Origin of the sequence: Ruminococcus sp. RTP21484sp1_RTP21277st1_D2_RTP21277_210401 (assembly GCF_040924225.1) — a bacterium.
Lineage (GTDB): Bacteria > Bacillota > Clostridia > Lachnospirales > Lachnospiraceae > Blautia_A > Blautia_A faecis.
Genome location: NZ_JBCOMJ010000010.1, coordinates 1 through 20,201, shown reverse-complemented (window position 1 = coordinate 20,201; position 20,201 = coordinate 1). Strand labels below are relative to the sequence as shown.

At 43.7% G+C, this 20,201-nt stretch carries 17 protein-coding genes and 1 riboswitch; of the genes, 5 read left to right on the top strand and 12 right to left on the bottom strand.

What is annotated here, in order from left to right:
• Positions 1-89 precede the first annotated feature (89 nt).
• The 3 genes from araA to AB5706_RS08515 all read right to left on the bottom strand — a co-directional run bounded on the left by araA (position 90) and on the right by AB5706_RS08515 (position 4,143).
• Positions 90-1,589: an L-arabinose isomerase gene (gene araA / locus AB5706_RS08525; RefSeq protein ID WP_173772831.1), complete on the bottom strand. Its 1,500-nt coding sequence runs from the start codon at positions 1,587-1,589 to the stop codon at positions 90-92.
• Positions 1,590-1,715: 126 nt separating this feature from the next.
• A complete protein-coding gene (locus tag AB5706_RS08520; RefSeq protein WP_173734935.1) occupies positions 1,716-2,807 on the bottom strand; it encodes a GntR family transcriptional regulator in 1,092 nt (363 codons plus the stop codon).
• A gap of 316 nt (positions 2,808-3,123) precedes the next feature.
• Positions 3,124-4,143 carry a threonine aldolase family protein gene (locus tag AB5706_RS08515; protein ID WP_148461772.1) on the bottom strand — a complete coding sequence of 340 codons (1,020 nt, stop codon included), beginning with the start codon at positions 4,141-4,143 and terminating at the stop codon, positions 3,124-3,126.
• A 553-nt stretch (positions 4,144-4,696) separates the two neighbouring features.
• Between AB5706_RS08515 and AB5706_RS08510 the strand changes: the two genes are divergently transcribed.
• The gene (locus AB5706_RS08510; RefSeq protein ID WP_148461773.1) at positions 4,697-5,833 is read left to right on the top strand and encodes a sodium ion-translocating decarboxylase subunit beta; all 1,137 of its coding nucleotides are present in this window, start codon (positions 4,697-4,699) and stop codon (positions 5,831-5,833) included.
• A 330-nt stretch (positions 5,834-6,163) separates the two neighbouring features.
• On the opposite strand, the gene AB5706_RS08505 is transcribed toward AB5706_RS08510, so the two are convergent.
• Both AB5706_RS08505 and AB5706_RS08500 read right to left on the bottom strand, forming a co-directional pair.
• Positions 6,164-7,333, bottom strand: a complete 1,170-nt coding sequence (locus AB5706_RS08505) for a PP-loop family protein (RefSeq protein ID WP_368365990.1) — start codon at positions 7,331-7,333, stop codon at positions 6,164-6,166.
• Between the two features lie 393 nt (positions 7,334-7,726).
• Positions 7,727-8,170: a DUF1700 domain-containing protein gene (locus AB5706_RS08500; protein WP_118581793.1), complete on the bottom strand. Its 444-nt coding sequence runs from the start codon at positions 8,168-8,170 to the stop codon at positions 7,727-7,729.
• Between the two features lie 289 nt (positions 8,171-8,459).
• Positions 8,460-8,602, top strand: a riboswitch (ZMP/ZTP riboswitch).
• A gap of 125 nt (positions 8,603-8,727) precedes the next feature.
• Between AB5706_RS08500 and AB5706_RS08495 the strand changes: the two genes are divergently transcribed.
• A complete protein-coding gene (locus AB5706_RS08495; protein ID WP_173719170.1) occupies positions 8,728-10,413 on the top strand; it encodes a formate--tetrahydrofolate ligase in 1,686 nt (561 codons plus the stop codon).
• 186 nt (positions 10,414-10,599) lie between these two features.
• Here AB5706_RS08495 and AB5706_RS08490 read toward each other — a convergent pair whose 3' ends face one another.
• Positions 10,600-11,472, bottom strand: coding sequence for a phosphoribosylaminoimidazolesuccinocarboxamide synthase (locus tag AB5706_RS08490; RefSeq protein WP_173717512.1), 873 nt, complete (start codon positions 11,470-11,472; stop codon positions 10,600-10,602).
• 326 nt (positions 11,473-11,798) lie between these two features.
• Here AB5706_RS08490 and AB5706_RS08485 point away from each other — a divergent pair, with 326 nt between their 5' ends.
• Positions 11,799-12,599, top strand: a complete 801-nt coding sequence (locus AB5706_RS08485) for a Cof-type HAD-IIB family hydrolase (RefSeq protein WP_173734939.1) — start codon at positions 11,799-11,801, stop codon at positions 12,597-12,599.
• A 108-nt stretch (positions 12,600-12,707) separates the two neighbouring features.
• On the opposite strand, the gene xylB is transcribed toward AB5706_RS08485, so the two are convergent.
• From xylB to AB5706_RS08460, 5 genes are all read right to left on the bottom strand, one after another.
• A complete protein-coding gene (gene xylB / locus AB5706_RS08480; protein ID WP_173719168.1) occupies positions 12,708-14,174 on the bottom strand; it encodes a xylulokinase in 1,467 nt (488 codons plus the stop codon).
• A gap of 239 nt (positions 14,175-14,413) precedes the next feature.
• Positions 14,414-15,895 (bottom strand): L-fucose/L-arabinose isomerase family protein, encoded by a 1,482-nt coding sequence (locus AB5706_RS08475; protein WP_173719167.1) that lies wholly within the window; start codon positions 15,893-15,895, stop codon positions 14,414-14,416.
• A 165-nt stretch (positions 15,896-16,060) separates the two neighbouring features.
• The gene (locus AB5706_RS08470) at positions 16,061-16,678 is read right to left on the bottom strand and encodes a DUF4867 family protein (protein ID WP_226815961.1); all 618 of its coding nucleotides are present in this window, start codon (positions 16,676-16,678) and stop codon (positions 16,061-16,063) included.
• Positions 16,679-16,884: 206 nt separating this feature from the next.
• A complete protein-coding gene (locus AB5706_RS08465) occupies positions 16,885-17,748 on the bottom strand; it encodes an AraC family transcriptional regulator (RefSeq protein WP_173734940.1) in 864 nt (287 codons plus the stop codon).
• Positions 17,727-17,924, bottom strand: coding sequence for a DUF6783 domain-containing protein (locus AB5706_RS08460; RefSeq protein WP_319017295.1), 198 nt, complete (start codon positions 17,922-17,924; stop codon positions 17,727-17,729). Before AB5706_RS08460 ends, AB5706_RS08465 begins: the two co-directional genes overlap by 22 nt.
• On the opposite strand from AB5706_RS08460, the gene AB5706_RS08455 reads away from it, so the two are divergent.
• The gene (locus AB5706_RS08455; RefSeq protein ID WP_319017296.1) at positions 17,844-18,017 is read left to right on the top strand and encodes a DUF6783 domain-containing protein; all 174 of its coding nucleotides are present in this window, start codon (positions 17,844-17,846) and stop codon (positions 18,015-18,017) included. The genes AB5706_RS08460 and AB5706_RS08455 overlap by 81 nt on opposite strands.
• Before the next feature lie 160 nt (positions 18,018-18,177).
• Entirely contained in the window at positions 18,178-18,456 is a 279-nt protein-coding gene (locus AB5706_RS08450) for a type II toxin-antitoxin system HicB family antitoxin (protein WP_118581811.1), read from the top strand.
• Between the two features lie 146 nt (positions 18,457-18,602).
• Here the strand turns inward: AB5706_RS08450 and AB5706_RS08445 are convergent, their stop codons facing one another.
• Entirely contained in the window at positions 18,603-19,847 is a 1,245-nt protein-coding gene (locus AB5706_RS08445) for an AGE family epimerase/isomerase (RefSeq protein WP_118581814.1), read from the bottom strand.
• Positions 19,848-20,201 lie beyond the last annotated feature (354 nt).

Here is a 20,201-nt window from a genome sequence, read left to right as displayed (position 1 = left end):
CGTTGTCTTTTTATAATGTGTAACATTCTTCACTGTTCAACCCAACGCCGTAAACAGGCTCCAGAGCGTGTTTGCCATTCTATGCGTTTTTACCTTCGAAACGCAATTTCATTCCAGCGAAGCTCATTCTTGAAGTTACGGATTGTAGTATCTTTGTCAATGTATACAGCTTCAATTCCCATTGCTGCAGCCCAGTCACCCATCTGCTCTGCTGTAAGATCATAAGTAAAGGCAGTATGATGTGCTCCACCTGCAAGGATCCATGCTTCTGCGCCGGTAGCCAGATCTGGCTGTGGTGTCCAGAATGCACTTCCTACAGGAAGCTTCGGCATAGGTTTCTCAACCTTCTTGCAATCTACATCATTGATGATCAGACGGAATCTATCCCCCAGATCAACAAGGGATGTTGCGATTGCAGAGCCTGTCTTGGATGTAAATACAAGTCTCGCAGGATCCTCTCTCTCACCCATGCTAAGCGGGCAGACTTTGATAGCCGGCTTGCCATCTGCTACGGATGGGCAAACCTCCAGCATATGTGACTGCAGGATTCCCTCTTTTCCAGGAACAAGATTGTAGGTGTAATCTTCCATCATGGAGGTTCCCTTAGCGTCCTTCATGCCTGCTGTCATAATCTTCATCAGACGAACCATTGCAGCTGTTTTCCAGTCACCTTCTGCGCCAAATCCATAGCCCTTCTCCATAAGTCTCTGGATTGCCAGTCCCGGAAGCTGCTTCAGTGCTCCAAGATCACCGAAATGAGTTACGATTGCCTGATAGTTTTTCTCTTCCAGGAATTTCTCAAAGCCTATCTCAATTCCTGCTTGTACTGCTACATGACGTTTGAATTCTTCCGGGTCTCTTCCCTCAGAAAGAATGTCATATTTATTATAATATTCTTCCACAAGAGCGTCAATATCTCCCTTGGAAACAGCGTTCACATATTCTGCGATTTCATTTACCGGATAGGCATCAACTTCCCAGCCAAATTTAATCTGAGCTTCTACCTTATCCCCCTCTGTAACGGCAACATTTCGCATATTGTCGGCCACACGGCAAACTCGGATGTGGCTGCTCTCCATAATGCCAACAGCAGTTCGCATCCAGGAAGCCAGACGCTCCTGAACCTTTTTGTCAGCCCAGTGGCCCACAATTACCTTTCGCTCGATTCCCATGCGGGTTACCATGTGACCATACTCGCGGCCACCGTGTGCGGACTGATTCTCGTTCATAAAGTCCATGTCAATGGTGTCGTAAGGGATTTCCTGGTTGAACTGTGTGTGAAGGTGGCAAAGAGGCTTTCTATATTCTTTCAGACCAAGTATCCAGGATTTTGCCGGGGAAAAAGTATGCATCCAGGTGATCACACCAGCACAGTCTTCATCAGCATTTGCCTCATTGAAAGTCTTACGGATAAGTTCATTGGTAATCAAGGTTGGTTTCCATATAATCTCGTATGGAAACATACCGGATTTGTTCAGCTCTTCCACAATAATACAGGAATGCTCAGCTACTTTACGGAGACACTCATCCCCATAAAGATCCTGTGAACCTGTACAAAACCAGAATTTGTAATTTCTTCCTGTTTTCATTGTAAAAATCCTCCTGTTTATTATATTTTTGTAAATATTGTTATTGATTCAATTTTCAGGTGATGGTTTGCAATGTATATTTCCAATTGCAAGGAAACAATTATCAGTAATTCTTTGCAGAAAATATCATTTAAGCCTTCTGCAGGAACCACGAACAATTAATTCCGGCTGAATCAGACGTTCTACTTTGCTATCCTCTTCTGACACTCCATTGATTTTTTCTAATATCAATTCTGCTGCCATCTCTCCAAGCCGCTCCTGTGGATGGGCAATGGTTGTGATTCCGGTTCCGCGCTGGGCATAGAGGGAATTGTCATAGCCTGTGACGGAAATATCCTTTGGTACTTGAAGACCACAATCTTCAAGAGATTCAATCACCTGTACAGCAATCTGATCATTGTAGCAGACGATTCCATGAGGAAGCGATCCGGTTTTTACCATTTCTTTTACCATCATAGATGGTTTACTCCGCCGATCTTCGGTGTGGAACCATACTACCAGATCTGGATCATAAGGAATACCAGCCTCCTGCAATGCCCTCACATACCCTTTATGTCTCTGGATACCCTGAATGTCATCTGCCTTGAAAAAACCGGTAATCCTGCGGTGTCCCTGCTCCAAAAGGTACTTTGTCACCAGATAGCCGCCCCTGGCATCATCCATAAGAATGTGGGGCTTGTCCTTCATTTCCGTGTAAATTCCCTGGATAAAAATGTATGGAATCTGATATTTCTCCAGATTTTCGTAAAGGCCAGGATGCCGACAGCTAAGCTGGCTTTTACTTGGCTCTATGATCAGACCATCAATATCTTTCTGAAAAAGCTCTTCTAGACATTTTGCCTCTTTCTGACGGCTGTTACCTGTATTTTTCAAAATGATGCTGTAGCCCTGCTCAGACAGTACATTATCCATTCCCTGAATCAGCCTTGGAAAAATGTAGTCGGAAATATAAGTTGTCACTACCGCAATGTTTCTGGACTTTTTCATATGGCGCATTTTCTCGGAACAAAAAGTTCCTTTTCCATGGCAGGCTTCTATATAGCCTTCCTGTTCCAGAAGACTAAGTGCCTTTCGCACCGTATGCCGGCTGAGGGAATATTGTACTGTAAACTGATTCTCTGATGGCAGCTTCTCTCCTGGCTGAATCCTGCCGGAAATGATCTTCTCTTTTAGTTCTTCCATCAGAGTAAAATATTTTGGCTTGCCATTTTCAGTCATTCTTCCTTCCTCCTGTTTCCATCTTACAACTTGTACGCACATACGGACAAGTTGTTGTGTTTGGATATTGTATACAAAATAATCAGCTATATTTTATGCTTTTTTAACAAATGTTGGGGATTCTAAAATGAAAGAAGTGAAAACATAAGATTTTATTTACAGAATGGCTATGTAAATCAACGCTTACATAGCCATCTGTTTTACACAAGTGTTATCTCATTTACACAATGGGCATCCGAAATTCATGCTTTCACAGGACCTTACCGCCTGCACGATAACAAACAACACTCGCGAAACATAACTTTTTCTTGTTTTATTACAATGTCTCAATCAGCGAGTCAATGTCTTCCATTTTCGTTGCCCAACTTGTTGCAAAGCGGACTACTGTATGACTATCATCATATTTTTCCCAGAAGCTGAACTTCACTTTTTCGCCCAATTCCTCCATTTTCTTATTTTCCAGGATAACAAAAATCTGATTGGTTGGGGAATTAATGAAAAATTCATAGCCCTTCTCTTTTAATGCAGCTTTCAGTTTTGCAGCGGTTTCGATAGCATTTTTGCTGATTTCCAGATACAGATTTCCTGTGAAAAGAGTATCAAACTGAATTCCAAGCAGTCTGCCTTTCGCAAGAAGCGCTCCCTGCTGTTTGATCATAGTAAAGAAATGTTTCGGTGCTTTCTTCGGAAAAACGACTGCTTCACCGCACAGGGCACCAACCTTGGTTCCTCCGATATAAAATACGTCTGTATAATTTGCAATATCTTTCAAAGTCACATCTGTCTCTGCCACCAGTCCATAGCCCAGTCTGGCTCCGTCCAGAAATAACGGGATCTCATATTCCCTGCATACACTGGAAATATCTGCCAGTTCCTGCTTTGTGTAAAGAGTTCCGTACTCTGTCGGATGTGAAATATAAACCATGCCCGGAAAAACCATGTGGTCATAGCTTCCGTCTGCATAGTAGGTCTGAAGATAATCTTTCAGATTTGCGGCAGAAATTTTACCATTGTCCTGGGGAAGTGGAAGAACTTTATGTCCGGTAAATTCAATTGCTCCGGCTTCGTGCGCATTTACATGACCGGTAACTGCGGAAAGCACTCCTTCATACCGGTTCAACACGGACGCGATCACCACTGCATTTGTCTGGGTACCCCCTACCAGGAAATAGACCTCCCCATCTGGACAGCCACATGCCTCTTTTATTTTTTCCTTCGCTTTGTCACAGAAAGGATCCTGTCCATATCCCGGAACCTTTTCCATATTGGTTTCCATTAATCTTTTTAAGATTGCCTCATGAGCACCTTCACAATAATCATTTTCAAAATACAACATGATGTAACTCCTTTGTTTCATATTTTTCACTTGTACCATACAGGTATATTTTACTTTGATTTCGTTTTTTAATCATATACCTGCCCTGAATTTTTTACAAGAAAAATGTTTCCGGATAACAGTTCCGTAACCAAATGGCCAATAAATTCTTTCTTTTATATAATTCAGGGTTGACATTCCCACCTTTGCCGAATTATAATTACCACAACAAAATACATTTGCAGTCACGCTTCAATAAAAGGGAGTAGCTGGCATATCAAATGCATTGTTTCTGTTTTAGTGCATTTTTGTATATGGATTTTCATGCGTCAGAACGGTAGACAGTTCCATGAATCTGTCGCCCGCAGAAAATTGAAATGGCAAGACTTTTATTACAATAGTCGCATATCTTCAGATATGCAGTATTGTAATAAAAGTCTTTTTTATACCCCAAAAACAGGTTATAAAATTCCTTCCCTACAAAGCTTTCATTTTTATAACAATATTAACATTATGCAAGTATTTTTATCTATTTAAGCACTTACATTCAAACACCCAAAAGGAGGAAAAAGAAATGGAATTTTTAACAGACGGAATCCTTGCATTAACCTGGCAGCAAATTGTGATGTTTGCCGTCGGAATCACCCTGATCTGGCTGGCTATCAAAAAGGGATTTGAACCAGCCCTGCTTCTGCCAATGGGCTTTGGTGCCATACTTGTGAACCTGCCTTTTTCCGGAGTTTTAAACCAGACTCTGGCTGGCGGGATCCAGGCAAACGGAGTCATTGAATGGCTGTTCCATGTGGGAATTGAAGCCTCAGAAGTCATGCCGATTTTACTTTTCATCGGAATTGGCGCTATGATCGACTTCGGTCCCCTGCTTTCCAATCCCTCTTTGTTCCTGTTTGGCGCAGGTGCACAGCTTGGAATTTTTGCTGCAATTTTACTGTCCACCATCCTTGGATTTGACCTAAAAGACGCTGCTTCTATCGGAATCATCGGTGCTGCCGACGGACCTACTTCCATTCTGGTATCCCAGGTCCTGAATTCCAAATATATCGGCGCCATTGCAGTTGCCGCCTATTCCTACATGGCACTTGTCCCAATTGTACAGCCCTTTGCCATCCGGCTTGTCACTACAAAGAAGGAACGCTGCATTCACATGGAATATAATCCGAAATCCGTTTCCAAAACCATGAAAATTGCTTTTCCCATTATAGTTACTGTAATCGTTGGGCTGGTAGCACCTCAATCTGTTGCGCTGGTTGGATTTCTCATGTTCGGCAACCTGATCCGGGAATGCGGCGTCCTGGGCACCCTGTCCGACACAGCCCAGAATATTCTGGCAAATCTGATCACCCTGCTTCTTGGAATCACCATTTCCTTCAGCATGCGTGCAGACCAGTTTGTAACAAAAGAGACTTTACTGATCCTGGTGATTGGACTTTTTGCTTTTGTCATGGACACCATCGGCGGCGTTCTCCTGGCAAAATTTATGAATCTTTTCCTGAAAAAAAAGATCAACCCAATGATTGGCGGTGCCGGAATTTCTGCATTTCCAATGTCCTCCCGAGTTGTTCAGAAAATGGCCATGGAAGAAGATCCCACAAATGTAATTCTCATGCAGGCCGCCGGTGCCAACGTGTCCGGACAGATTGCTTCTGTAATCGCAGGCGGCATGGTTATCAACCTGGTCACAAAATTTTTATAAAAAAATTTTTATAATGAGGAGGGTCTTATCTATGAATACATCCAATATCATTATTGCACTTGAAATCATGGCAAAAGGAATGGCAGGAATCTTTACTGCCATTCTGTTCATCATTCTTTGTGTATGGCTTCTCGGAAAAATCGGAAAATAAATACTCCAATATATCTATAGCGCTTCTCTTTTCATCCCCGACAAAAAACGAGCCAAGGTCACATGCAGCATTGACCTTGGCTCAATATTTTTACTAATACATCGTTTCGTAAATAACTATACCAATCGCGTAGGATGTAGATCCGAGTGTGCAGGTCTAAAATCCACATTTTCTCTCTGTTACTCTACTGCATCAGCAGCATTCTCAGAGGCAGAACCGGGCTCCCCATCATAATTTTCCAGGAAAGAATGTCTCACATCATATTGTTTATATCCCACAACTGTATCAATATTTACATTCTCTACGCTCTTGAAAATGTTGCCCTCTACAAACGGATTCACCTTTTTCAGGTCACGGATCAGTTCCTTGATTTCTACACGTTTGGAGCGATTTTCGTTATTGCAGGTAGTGCAGGTATCTGTAAATTTACATGCACACTGAATAAAATGGAGATCATTGTAGTCACGCCATGCCTTAATATCATCCTCCCGCACCAGATACAATGGACGGATCAGTTCCATTCCCTCAAAGTTGGTGCTGTGAAGCTTGGGCATCATAGTCTGTACCTGGGCACCGTAAAGCATGCCCATAAGAATGGTCTCAATCACATCATCATAGTGGTGACCCAGTGCAATCTTGTTGCAACCCATTTCTTTTGCAAAAGCATAGAGATGCCCGCGGCGCATTCTTGCGCAAAGATAACAAGGAGATTTCTCCACATTAAATACAGACTCAAAAATATCAGACTCAAAAATACGAATAGGAATATTTAACCTTCTGGCGTTTTCCTCGATTACCTGACGGTTGGCCGGACTGTAGCCCGGATCCATAACCAGAAATTTCACCTCGAAATCAAATTTATTATGAAGCTTCAGTTCCTGGAAGCACTTTGCCATCAGCATAGAGTCCTTGCCGCCGGAAATACAGACTGCAATCCTATCTCCCGGCTTCACAAGCTCGTAAGTATTGATTGCCTTGGTAAACCTGGACCAGATTTTTTTCTTAAATTTCTTGCGAAGACTGATCTCCACATTTTTCACAAAATCTTCGTCCTGTGAACTCTTCATGGCATCCATAAGCCAGGCAATGTACCCTTTCTCAAGGCTTACTGCATCCAGCCCCTCTTCCTCGAGCTTCTTAGCGATTTCTTTACTATTGATTCCGCGGCTGCAGCAAATAACCAGTTTTCTGGTCTTATCCACTTCCGGATTCTCCATGATTTCCTCTGGCTTACAGGCCAAAGCCCCCTTAACAGCGCCATGGGAAATCTCAATCTCGTCGCGGACATCAATGATCTGATAGGACTCCGCTGGTAACTTTTTTAATTCTTCTATTGTTATACTGCTCATTTAAATCCTTCCCTGAATATATTCTATAATGTCCATACTTTATATCACGATCTCAACAAAACTGTAACTCATTCCTGCTCAGAAGAAACCTTGCTGAATATGATTGTTACTGTTCACTGGTCACGTTCCGCGAGGCGTTTTTTGTGAACAAAGTTCACAGAAAACCCGAGAATTGCGGCGCGAAATCATGCGAATGCATGATTTCTGTGCATCGCGAAGCGCGTTACTGTGAACGGAGTGAACAGTAACATATGATTCTCTAAAGCATGTCCGACATTTTTTTGTTACAAAACGGACATGTCGTCTATCGGCGACATCTCTATATATGAAAATCAGCTGCTGTGCGCCTGCGACACTCCCGCATCTGCCGTTCGTGACGTTCATAGTATCATGTTAATTCCGATTTTTTATCAGTGACACAATAAACAAAATCAACGCCAGTACCGCAAAAAACGGAATCACTGCCACCAGAATATGAAACAGCAAAAAGACGACTATCAGCAGGATCACCACGCCCAGAAGTTTGCTGTACCAGGTATCAAACCGCCATACATGTACATGATTCCGGCTGGAGCTCTGGGTATTCTGTGCGTCATCCGAATAGGTGCTGTACTCCTCATAATCCAGCTGCCCGTTATCCACATCTGTATCCAGCAAAGTCCTGGCGATCAGCCTTGGATCTCCAAGTTCATCAAGAACCTGCTGCTCATCACGTCCACTACGTACCTGTGACTGAATATAATCTTCATAGTAACGCACATGCGCCGCCACCTTACCCTCATGCATCTGTCCGGACAGCTGACTTCTCAATGTATCCAGAAATTCTGTTCTATTCATTCAATTATTCAACCTTTCTTATATAAAACCACGAATCATTATCCTGTTTCAAACAGGCTCTGTGCATTTTCTATTCTAACAATACTTGCCCTCATACGCAACTATCCAAGTCATAAAATTTTTATGAAGTCTGAAGCGGAGATTATATTTTTCCATTCAGACAGATTTTCTCCACATTCAAAGCATTTGTTATATTTCACAAATATACATCGTCTTTTTTGACAATAATGCTGTCTGTTAATTTATTGACAAAATGTTTTTTTAATGATACAATGAACACATCAATTGAAAAGCTTCTGAATACTGACGGATCGTGGAGTTAACCACAGGGACTTCAGGAGCAGATCATGAAGATTACTGTTTACAGCCGCTGCACCATATTTTGCAGACAGCATAGACCGTAATTTCCAGCCGACCGTCTGGGCAGTATTTGAATCATCAGATACTGCCCTTTTTTTACCGGGAGGTACCTCTGACATGAGGGAAATACCGTTGTCTTTTTAAGAAGCGGTCATATAAAAACCATTTAATCTTACACAACGAAAGGAGCTTTTATTATGGGGTTTAAAAGTGACATCGAAATCGCACAGGAATGTGAAATGAAACCAATCACTGAGATTGCAGCTAAAGCAGGTATTGCGGACAAATATCTTGAGCAGTATGGTAAATACAAAGCAAAAATCGACTACAATCTTCTGAAAGAAACAGATAAGAATGATGGCAAACTGATTCTGGTTACCGCTATCAACCCGACTCCTGCCGGAGAAGGAAAAACCACTACTACAGTTGGTCTGGCAGACGCTATGCAGAAGCTTGGCAAGAACGTTATGGTAGCTCTTCGTGAGCCATCCCTTGGACCGGTATTCGGTGTAAAAGGCGGTGCAGCAGGCGGCGGATATGCCCAGGTAGTTCCGATGGAAGATATCAACCTTCACTTCACAGGTGACTTCCACGCAATCGGCGCAGCAAACAACCTTCTTGCAGCAATGATCGATAACCATATTTTCCAGGGCAATGCTCTTAACATCGACCCACGTAAGATCACATGGAGAAGATGTGTAGATATGAACGACCGTCAGCTTCGTAATGTAGTAGACGGACTTGGCGGAAGAACAAACGGTATGCCTCGTGAAGACGGCTATGACATCACGGTAGCTTCCGAGATCATGGCTGTTCTCTGTCTTGCAAGTGATATCAAAGACCTGAAAGAAAGACTTTCCAGAATCATCATCGGTTATACATATGGCAAACCGTCAGAGCAGAAACCGGTAACAGCTGGTGATCTTCATGCAGAGGGTGCTATGACAGCACTTCTGAAAGATGCTCTGAAACCAAACCTTGTTCAGACACTGGAGCATGTACCTGCAATCGTTCACGGCGGACCATTCGCAAACATCGCTCACGGATGTAACTCCGTAACCGCTACCAAGATGTCTCTGAAGCTTGCTGATTACACCATCACAGAGGCTGGATTCGGTGCTGACCTTGGTGCCGAGAAATTCCTTGATATCAAATGCCGTATGGCTGGTCTGAAACCAAATGCAGTTGTTATCGTTGCTACTGTCCGTGCACTGAAATACAATGGCGGCGTTCCGAAGGCTGATCTTAACAATGAGAACCTTGAGGCTCTTGAGAAAGGTCTTCCAAACCTTCTGAAACACGTAAGCAACATCAAAAATGTTTACAAGCTTCCATGTGTTGTTGCAATCAATGCATTCCCGACAGATACCAAGGCAGAGCTTGACCTGGTAGAAGCAAAATGTAAAGAGCTTGGCGTTAATGTTGCACTTTCTGAAGTATGGGCAAAAGGCGGCGAAGGCGGTATTAAATTAGCTGAGGAAGTAATCCGTCTTGTTGAAGAGCCAAACGACTTCACATATTCCTATGAGCTTGAAGGCTCTATCGAAGATAAGCTGAATCAGATCGTTCAGAAGATCTATGGCGGTAAGAGAGTTGTTCTTACAGCTAATGCTCAGAAGCAGGCAAAACAGCTGGAAGAGCTTGGATTCGGAAACTGCCCGATCTGTGTGGCAAAAACACAGTACAGCTTAACAGATGACCAGACCAAGCTTGGTGCTCCGACAGGCTTTGAAGTAACTGTTCGTAACCTGAAGATTTCTGCAGGTGCAGGCTTCATCGTAGCCCTCACAGGAGAGATCATGACCATGCCAGGTCTTCCAAAGGTTCCGGCTGCTGAGAAAATCGATGTAGACGAAACAGGTAAGATCACAGGACTGTTCTGATTTTTACATGTCAGCCAGGTTTCCGTGTAAACATGGATTTGGCACGTTGCTCACAAAAATCAACGCCCGGGAGACCCAAACTCCCGGGCGCTTTTTACATACAAGCAAAGTGTATCCTTTGAAAATAAAATAAAGGATTTTATCAGCCTGCCAGGGACAAATGCCCTGGCAGTATTTGTATATTGCTTATTTCAGCTTCTCCCCTGTAAGCATCTCATATGCCTGGAGATATTTGTCGATTGTCTTGTCCACGATTTCCTGTGGAAGAGTCCAGTCGTTGTCCGGGTTTGCTTTCAGCCAGTCACGGGCAAACTGCTTGTCAAAGGATGGCTGGCCATGACCTGGCTCATATCCATCTGCCGGCCAGAATCTGGAGCTGTCCGGTGTAAGCATCTCATCACCAATAACAATATTACCATTTTCATCAAGTCCAAACTCAAATTTGGTATCTGCAATAATAATACCTTTGCTTAAAGCATACTCAGCACATTTTTTATATAATGCGATGGTGTAATCACGAATCTTCTCTGCATACTCCTGACCATGTCCCGGATAGTATTTCTCAAGATGGGTAACGCTCTGCTCAAAAGAAATATTCTCATCGTGGTCGCCAATCTCAGCCTTGGTAGAAGGTGTGTAAATAGGCTCAGGCAGCTTGTCAGACTCTTTCAGACCTTCCGGAAGAGTAATTCCGCAAACTGTACCATTCTTCTGGTAGCTTGCCCAGCCGCTTCCAGTGATATATCCACGAACGATGCACTCAACCGGGATCATATCCAGCTTGCGGCACATCATGCTGTTTCCGTCAAACTTATCCTGCTGGAAAAACTCCGGCATATCTTTTACATCAACAGAAATCATGTGGTTCGGCAGGATATCCTGGGTCATATCGAACCAGAACTTGGACATCTGTGTAAGAACAGTGCCTTTCTTCGTCACTTCGTTGTTCAGGATCACATCAAAACAGCTGATACGGTCTGTCGCAACCATGATCAGGCTGTCTCCGTTGTCGTAAATCTCGCGTACTTTGCCTTCTTTAACTGGCTTCATTTCCTGCATAGCTTTACACCTCATCACTTTTCTATTTTTCATTTTTGTAAAAGTCCCAAAGGCATGACTGTTTCACAATCTCAGCCTGCCTGTTTCCGCTTTTACAGCACCCAATTATTTTACCATTTTGCAAACAAAAAAACAATTCTCTTAAATGCCGAAATCAAGGCATCTTTTCCCGAAATCCATGTGAATCTTCACATGTATCCATTCAAAGTGATTGATTCCTACACTATCTTCGTTTTATAATAAGAAAAAACAACCAGCAGGATACTCTGCCTGCGAGGGGCATTTCAGCTCACAAAACTAATTTACCATATATTCCAGGAGGCACTATGATCTATAAATTTGCAGCCGCCGACATGGACGGTACTTTATTAAATGACAAAAACGAAATTACACCATACACCATTGAAACAATCCGGCAGGCAGCCGCACAGGGACTGATTTTCTCCATTTGCACCGGGCGCCCCATTCAGGGAGTGGAGCGCTATCAGAAACAGCTGGGCATTCAGGGACCTGTGATCACTTATAATGGGGCTATGATCCTGGATTCTGCTGACGGACGCGTTCTGTATAGACAGGAGCTGAAAGCTGACGATGCGCGTCTGATTCTGGAAGCAGGACTGAACTATGATACTACCATGTGCATCTGGTCGGACAATAAATTATATGGGAACAAGCTGAATGACCGGATTCAGGAATACAGCCAGGCTACCAAGGTAACGCCCCTTCTCATGCCATCTATCGACAAGCTTTTGGCGCAGGGGATTACGAAAATTCTCTGGTATGACGATGTTTCCCAAATTCAGCAAATAGAAAAAGAGCTACGGAAAACAGCTCATTTTCATAACGTAACTTTTTGCACCTCCAAGCCCTTCTATCTGGAGTTCTTCAACAGTAAGGTGTCAAAGGCTGCAGCTATTGATTGCATTGGTAAGCTCTACGATTTCACCCCCGCTGAAACTATCGCTATCGGCGACGGTTTCAATGACCTCTCCATGATCCGCTATGCTGCCCTTGGCGTTGCCATGGAAAATGCACCAGATGGCGTGAAAGAGTCTGCGGATTATATCACTGCACGCACTAACAATGAGGATGGTGTTGCAGAAGTTCTGGAGAAATTTGTTTTATAGAATCATGACTATACAAAAATGGTGATTGTGTTAATTATTTCACATTCAACACAATCACCATTCTATTAATCTGTTTTAAACCAAATTATGTCCGCCTTGCTATATCTCTTACAGATTCTTAAACAGCGGCTTCATAGCCGGATACAGTTCTTTGAACTTCTGGTATCTCTCCTCATATTTCGCAGCCAGTTCTGGAGTAGGCTCTACAGTATCCACTACTTTTGCAAGCTTCTTGCCAGCAGTCTCAACGTCCGGATAAACACCGCATCCTACTGCTGCCAGCATAGCACCGCCAAGGGATGGTCCCTCTTCCACTTCCAGAACGTCAACCTTAATATTCATAACATTTGCAATAATCTGCTTCCACAGCGGGCTCTTTGCACCACCGCCACAGATCTTGGTACGCTCAATTTTAATTCCAAGACTCTTTGCAACCTCCAGAGAATCACGAAGTGCGAAAGCAACTCCCTCCAATACAGCCTGAGTCATATCTGCTCTTGAGGTGTCCATGGACATGCCGAAGAATACGCCTCTTGCATCTGGATCGTTGTGTGGGGAACGCTCGCCCATCAGGTATGGCAGGAAGAATACGTGATTCTCACCAAGCTTCTGGATAGGCGCCTGCTCTGCTGCGAAGTCCTTCGTTCCAAGAATCTCCTCGGCCCACCATTTATTACAGGAAGCAGCGCTGAGCATACATCCCATCAGATGATAGCTTCCATCTGCATGGCAGAAAGAATGAAGGGCATTGTGCTCATCTACACCAAAATTCTTGCTGGAAATAAATACAGTTCCAGAAGTACCAAGGGAAATATTACACTGTCCATCACCAACTGTTCCAGTACCAACAGCTGCTGCCGCATTGTCTCCAGCACCAGCGATAACCTTTACATTCTCAGAGAAGCCAAGCTTTTTAGCAACCTCTGGCTTCAGTGTTCCAACAACCTCCCAGCTCTCATAAACCTTCGGAAGCTGCTCCTCTTTCACACCGCAGATTTCCATCATTTCTTTAGACCAGCAGCGATTCTTTACATCCAGAAGAAGCATACCTGAAGCGTCAGATACATCTGTGCAGAAGGAGCCGCTTAAACGATAAGCCAGGTAATCCTTTGGAAGCATGATCTTCACAACTTTTGCAAATTTCTCTGGCTCATTTTTCTTCATCCACAGGATCTTCGGAGCAGTAAAGCCGGCAAATGCGATATTTGCAGTATACTGGGAAAGCTTGTCCTTTCCGATCACATTATTCAGATAATCTGTCTCTTCAGAAGTACGTCCGTCATTCCACAGAATTGCAGGACGAATTACCTGATCCTGATCATCTAAAGTTACCAATCCATGCATCTGTCCGCCGAAGCTGATTCCGGCAACCTGGGAGCGGTCAATGCCCTCTGTCAGTTCTTTCATACCAGCCATACTCTGGGTATACCAGTCTTCCGGATTTTGCTCAGACCAGCCCGGATGCGGGAAAAATAATGGATATTCTTTTGATACGATATTACAGATTTTTCCGGATTCTTCCATAAGAAGAAGTTTTACTGCGGAAGTACCAAGATCAACACCGATAAAATACATTTTTATCCTCCTTAAGTTCATACCTTAGGCGTTCCTTCTAGGCTTTCCGGCCAGAACCCTCTTAGAATGCTCTGCCCGCCTATTCTAAAAACAGCCGTACCGCATAAAGTGGTACGGCCGTTTCTATATACGCCTATAATTCTATTCAAATCGTCCCTTCCTGCTTTTTAAGCAAGAAGCAATCATTCTACATTGCTCTCAACTTTGTACACAGCAATTACTTACTGTTTATTTAAGCATTAGCCCCATGGATTCTCTGTAGGATATCTTACACCAGCTGGCTGGTTGTAACCGATCTTCTTAACATCAAGTCCAAGGAATTTCACTACTTCGTAGAATGCCTTTCCATAATGTCCGAACATAACTGCACCGTGATGCGGGTAGTTGCCCTCGATCAGTACGTGACGGTAGAATCTTCCCATCTCTTTGATTGCGAAGATACCAATACCACCAAAGGATCTTGTAGGTACGTCAAGAACTTCACCTTCTGCAACATAAGAAACAAGCTCTCCCTCAGAGTTGCACTGCAGACGATAGAATGTAATATCAGAAGCAGCGATATCTCCCTCCAGAGTTCCTCTTGTGAAATCTGGCTCAGATCCTTCCGGCTCAAGAAGTCTGTGCTGGATCAGCTGATATTTAACAGCTCTGGAATCGCACATCTTGCAGGCCGGAGTATTTCCGCAATGGAAGCCCATGAATGTATCGGTAAGCTTATAATCATATTTGCCCTTGATATCCTCATCATAGATGTACTGAGGAACGGAGTTGTTGATGTCAAGCAGTGTAACAGCGTCATTGGAAATGCAAAGTCCGATGTACTCGCTAAGAGCTCCGTAGATATCAACCTCACAGGATACCGGGATTCCTCTTGCAGCAAGACGGCTGTTTACATAGCATGGCTCAAATCCAAACTGTGACGGGAATGCAGGCCAGCATTTATCAGCAAATGCAACGTATTTTCTTGCTCCCTTGTGAGCCTCAGCCCAGTCAAGAAGAGTAAGCTCAAACTGTGCCATTCTCTCACTAAGGTCAGCATAGTATCTGCCCTCGCCCATTTCCTTTGCCATATCTGCGCAAACCTCTGGGATACGAGGATCGTTCTCATGCTCTTTGTAAGCAACCAGAAGGTCAAGCTCAGAGTTCTCTTCGATCTCAACACCCAGCTCATAGAGTCCTTTGATCGGTGCGTTACATGCGAAGAAGTCCTGTGGACGTGGTCCAAAGGTAATGATCTTCAGGTTACGAACACCGATAACGGCACGTGCAACTGGTACGAAGTCAGCGATCATGGTAGCAATGTCAGTTGCAGTTCCAACCGGATATTCCGGAATATAAGCTTCAAGATGACGCATCTTTAAGTTGTAGGAGCAGTTCAGCATACCGCAGTAAGCATCACCACGACCATTGATCATATCGCCATCGCCCTCAGCAGCAGCTACATACATGCAAGGTCCGTCAAATCTCTCAGCAATCAGGGTCTCTGGAGTCTCTGGTCCGAAGTTTCCAAGGAAAACAACAAGTGCATTACACTCAGCTTTGTTTACATCATCAAGAGCCTTCTCCATGTCTTTCTCATTCTCAACAGTTACCGGACATTCATAAAGCTCACCTTTGTAAGCGTCCATGATAGCTGCGCGTCTCTTCTCAGAAAGCTGAATCGGGAAACAGTCACGGCTTACTGCGATTAATCCAAGTTTTACTACTGGTATATTGTTCATAATTGGTATTCCTCCATATTTTAATTTTTTTAGAAACTTTCAATTGTGGTAGCTATGTAAGCACCTCAGGTCTCAATATTCATTTTTCAAACAGACTTTAGTAATTGCCCACCAACAACGTGTCGGTTTATCTTCTGAAAAAATGAGCAACTATGAATTATTTTATCAGTCAATTGTGATATTCTCACCCTTCAGACCATTAAATGCGCCAGCGATCTTCGCATCCTCATGTGCGATCAGCCATTTGTTCTTGGCTGTCATCAGGCTGTCCTCTCCTGTCTTCTCAGTCTGGAAAGTAAGGTCTGTGTTGGTTCCTTTCGGAAGTACGACAACACACTGGAAACCGCCCTCATTCACATGGCATGGTGCGTAGTGAAGTGTGGTAGCGTATACCTCGATTCCGGTTCCTGCCGGTACAAGGAATGCCTCGATCTTAGATGTATCATAGGTGTGATCCGGCTCAATGTCCTGCTGATGTCCGATAAGAAGGACTAGATCTGTAACCGCTACATTGATCTCGGAATTGCGATGATACTCCACTGCATTCAGCTTCTTGTTATGGCCATTGCAGTATCCGATCTGGACCGGCAGCCCGCCGTATCCCTTGTTCTGCAGGTCTTTCATAATATCCAGTGCCTCCAGTTCCTCAACAGATGGAACGTAGATTACGTCCTCTGGAACCGGAGTGTGTTTCATCTCCTTGATAAGACCTGTAAAGTCGTATCCCTCCAGCACCTGTCCATATTTACGGAATGCCGGATCTGTTACTTTCTGAATCTTCACGATTAACCTCCTTTTGCGCATATCAGAATGCGGACATGGCTGCTATCTGCCACTCTCACAGCAGTCCAACATGCTCATACTCAAGATTCCCGAACCAGCTGCTGATCTCAGTCTGCCCTGGTTCTTTCTGCATGAAAAAAGCATACCATATTCTGGTATGCTTTACGACGGTTTTCTTGTCTTATCTATAGCACTTTTTTGACATTTTATTCTTTTGGAGTTGTATTAAATTTTTGTCTTACTTCGCTTGGAAGTCTGTTATATTTCTTCTGAAACTCTCTGGAAAAGGCTCTGCTGCTGGCAAAACCGTTGTCCAGGGCAATCTGGCTCACTGTTTTCTCTGTATTCATCAGTTCCCGACATGCATAAGACATGCGAATTTCCTGTAAATAAGTCTTAAAATTGATTTTTGCATACTTTTTGAACATTCGCGACAAATAAGCGTCTGAATAGCCAAATAAATTTGCCATCTCAGAAAGTTTCAGTTCTTCTGTATAATGCTCACGCATATAAGTGGTAATTTTTGACAAAGCATCCAGTCGTCGGCTGTCCTGAATTTCCTCCTGTGCAGCCTCGGTCTCACGATAATCCCTTACCATCAGGTACAAAATATTGTAGTACAGTGCCATAGTCCGGTACTCCCATCCTTCTTCACGGGCACAGTACACCTTATAAAGCTCCTCAATAAAAAATGCCAGCTTCCGGTTATCCGGAGCCTTGGACTTCTGATCCTTTGCCACACGGGCTGCACTTGTAAATCGGATAAACCGCTGGGCAGTAAAATATTTTTCAAACTGCTTCAGTGGAATCTGCAAAACCACAGTCTCATTTTTCCTGGGGGCGTGAATGGAGTGGATCTCATTGGAATTGATGATGATCAGCCCGCCAGCCTCCAGGGGGTACTCTTCTTCATTAAGAAAAAAAGTCAGTCTGCCTTTTAGCACTGCAAAAATCTCAATTGAGGTATGCCAGTGTTTTTCTCTTTCGTAATTGCCGTGTCTGCCTTCAAATAAAAAGATTTTGAAAGGAAGACCTTCGTTTGGTATGATCAATTCATGCTGAAATTCCAAGATTTCACCTCCGGCAGGTATATTTCTATAAAGCCGCGCCATTTTCTTTCAGTTCCGAACCGGCTAGAGCGTGTTTGAAAAAGGCTTTCTGCAAGATGTGCGTCACAATTTGTGGGAGATTTCGCTCGGATGAGGGCGCCGTAGCGGGCTACGGCAACCGAATTCGGGTGAAATATACCGCAAAGTGGGGCGTGCAGATTGCGGGAATGATTTTTCAAACACGCTCTAAAGTCTCTTGCTGTAAGAATATCATTTTCCCCTATATTTGACAATCCTGTTTCTTAGATTCTTTTTGGCTCCGCTGCCACGTCTTTTCTCGTTTCGTATTTTCTTAAATACAAGTTTTTTCTTATCTTGTATTTACCAGCTCAAACGCTTATAATTGAAATTAATTTTCAATATGTTATTTTTATTTTCGGGAGGTTTATCATGAAATTTATATATCCTGCTGTTTTTAAGAAAACCGAAGATGGTCGTTATAAGGGAACTTTCCCAGACCTGGAAGGCTGCTTCGGAGAAGGAGACACTTTAGACGAAGCTATCGAAAGCGCTAACGCTGCTGCATTCGACTGGATTTCTGTAGAGCTCTCCGAAGAAGTTCCAGAGCTGCCTCCGATCACAGATCCAGATGATATGGAATTAGAAGATGAGGATGTGGTCAGAAATATCCAGGTGAACATCCGGTTGTATGATGGGTGGGATGAATGAAGTTTACCGTGAGTGTTTGAAATGTCCGCTTACGTTCCAGACTTCACTGACTTACCTAATAAGTCCAAAATGGGGAGGCAAAGCCTCCCCATTAATTTTATCACTGTACCTGGTCAGAACCTTCTCAGTTACAAAATATTTTTGTTTTATCTTGCCTGCTTCTTCACTGCCACTGCAATGGACAGACCGGGAGCATAATATGGAATCAATGTAGCCTGCAGTGCATGATAAATATCAGACTTTCCAGGCCATACGGTCTCCAGAAGATTGTTCTCTCTGTCCAGCTGATGGAACCAGGAACCGTTTACGTGATCCAGAACTTTCTCATCCAGATATTTCATAAACTCTGCATAATCTGCTGCGTATTTCTCATTATCTGTTACATGGAACAGAACGGAAGAGGTGTTGATTGCTTCTGCAAGAGTCCAGTGCATTCTGTCATGGACTACAGGTTTGCCGTTCCAGTCTGTTGTGTAACAGATTCCCGGTGCACCGTCTGCATTCCATGCGTCAGCAACTGCGCGGTTATACAGATTCTCTGCAGCTTCAATATAAGGTGCTGCGCCAGCCTTGTCCTCTTTATATGTAGAAAGCGCCCACTGTGTGATCAGTCTTGCCCACTCAATTCCGTGTCCCGGAGTTGCGCCGTATGGCTTAAACTGGTCGTCCGGGCGGTCTTTGTTGCATTCCAGATCCGGTACCCAGTCACTGGAAAAATGCTCCGGTATACGCCAGTTATTGTCCTTTGCCCATACCAGAACATGGTCGATGATCCTGCCTGCACGTACACGATATTTCTCATCCCCGGTCACATCAGCTGCGGCAAGAAACGCCTCAACGGTATGCATATTTGCATTCAAGCCTCGATAGGAATCCAGCTCTGTAAATTCTGTGTTCCAGGTATCACAGGAAAGTCCTTCTTCCTCATTCCAGAATCTCAGATCATAAAGTGCCAAGGCATCTTTCAAAAGCTCTGCTGCCCCTTCTCTGCAGGCCAACACGCCGGAAGAAGCTGCCAGAATTACAAATGCATGGGCATAGCACTGCTTGGTTGGAACAATTTCATTGTCCTTTGTAAGACCTGCATACCAACCACCATTTTGATCATCGTGAAGCTCGCCTCTAAGCCCCTTCAACGCTGCATCAGCCAATGCCTCGCTGCCTTCATGTCCAAGCATGGAACCAATGCTGTACACATGTGTCATACGGCTTGTGATCCAGGTTTCACGGTTACGGTCTTTCCAGGGAGTGCCGTCATCTCCAAGATAATAGGAGCTTCCTCCTGGTGACGGAAACTGATGTCCGAAGCTTAATAAGCCATCTCTAACATCCTGCAGAAATTTCTGGTTTTCAGCTGTTCCAAGCTGATATTTATTCTCTGTAACTGCCATTTCTGTTTTCTCCTTTTATACTGTAATATCCTGTGAAAGTCCCGCTCTACAGCTGACTCTCATATATAGTGATGTCACAAATAGGCAACAAATCCGTTTTGTGATGATCTCCCACTTTGCAATCTTCATTTTACCTTATCTGGAAGGCCTTGAACAGAGGGGTGAACTTTGGCTTTTATGGGGATTTTTACTGTTTCACTTTTCTGACACAATTATACTCCCAGATGGGATTTCGGTCAATTTATTTAAGTTTCATCAAAACAGCCGCCATTAGTACTGATATGATACCTCTAAAGTAGACAGATTAAATATAAAAATCTGTTACTTTGGAGGTATTTTTCATGCCAAAATCAA

What these genes read in the sequence shown, in the direction of transcription:
- AB5706_RS08450 (WP_118581811.1), top strand. Translation starts at nt 18,178, where the DNA reads ATGAAATTTATATATCCTGCTGTTTTTAAGAAAACCGAAGATGGTCGT.
- AB5706_RS08505 (WP_368365990.1), bottom strand. Translation starts at nt 7,333, where the DNA reads ATGAGCAGTATAACAATAGAAGAATTAAAAAAGTTACCAGCGGAGTCC.
- AB5706_RS08445 (WP_118581814.1), bottom strand. Translation starts at nt 19,847, where the DNA reads ATGGCAGTTACAGAGAATAAATATCAGCTTGGAACAGCTGAAAACCAG.
- AB5706_RS08455 (WP_319017296.1), top strand. Translation starts at nt 17,844, where the DNA reads ATGTGCGTCACAATTTGTGGGAGATTTCGCTCGGATGAGGGCGCCGTA.
- AB5706_RS08495 (WP_173719170.1), top strand. Translation starts at nt 8,728, where the DNA reads ATGGGGTTTAAAAGTGACATCGAAATCGCACAGGAATGTGAAATGAAA.
- AB5706_RS08500 (WP_118581793.1), bottom strand. Translation starts at nt 8,170, where the DNA reads ATGAATAGAACAGAATTTCTGGATACATTGAGAAGTCAGCTGTCCGGA.
- AB5706_RS08510 (WP_148461773.1), top strand. Translation starts at nt 4,697, where the DNA reads ATGGAATTTTTAACAGACGGAATCCTTGCATTAACCTGGCAGCAAATT.
- AB5706_RS08520 (WP_173734935.1), bottom strand. Translation starts at nt 2,807, where the DNA reads ATGACTGAAAATGGCAAGCCAAAATATTTTACTCTGATGGAAGAACTA.
- AB5706_RS08485 (WP_173734939.1), top strand. Translation starts at nt 11,799, where the DNA reads ATGATCTATAAATTTGCAGCCGCCGACATGGACGGTACTTTATTAAAT.
- AB5706_RS08515 (WP_148461772.1), bottom strand. Translation starts at nt 4,143, where the DNA reads ATGTTGTATTTTGAAAATGATTATTGTGAAGGTGCTCATGAGGCAATC.
- AB5706_RS08475 (WP_173719167.1), bottom strand. Translation starts at nt 15,895, where the DNA reads ATGAACAATATACCAGTAGTAAAACTTGGATTAATCGCAGTAAGCCGT.
- xylB (WP_173719168.1), bottom strand. Translation starts at nt 14,174, where the DNA reads ATGTATTTTATCGGTGTTGATCTTGGTACTTCCGCAGTAAAACTTCTT.
- araA (WP_173772831.1), bottom strand. Translation starts at nt 1,589, where the DNA reads ATGAAAACAGGAAGAAATTACAAATTCTGGTTTTGTACAGGTTCACAG.
- AB5706_RS08490 (WP_173717512.1), bottom strand. Translation starts at nt 11,472, where the DNA reads ATGCAGGAAATGAAGCCAGTTAAAGAAGGCAAAGTACGCGAGATTTAC.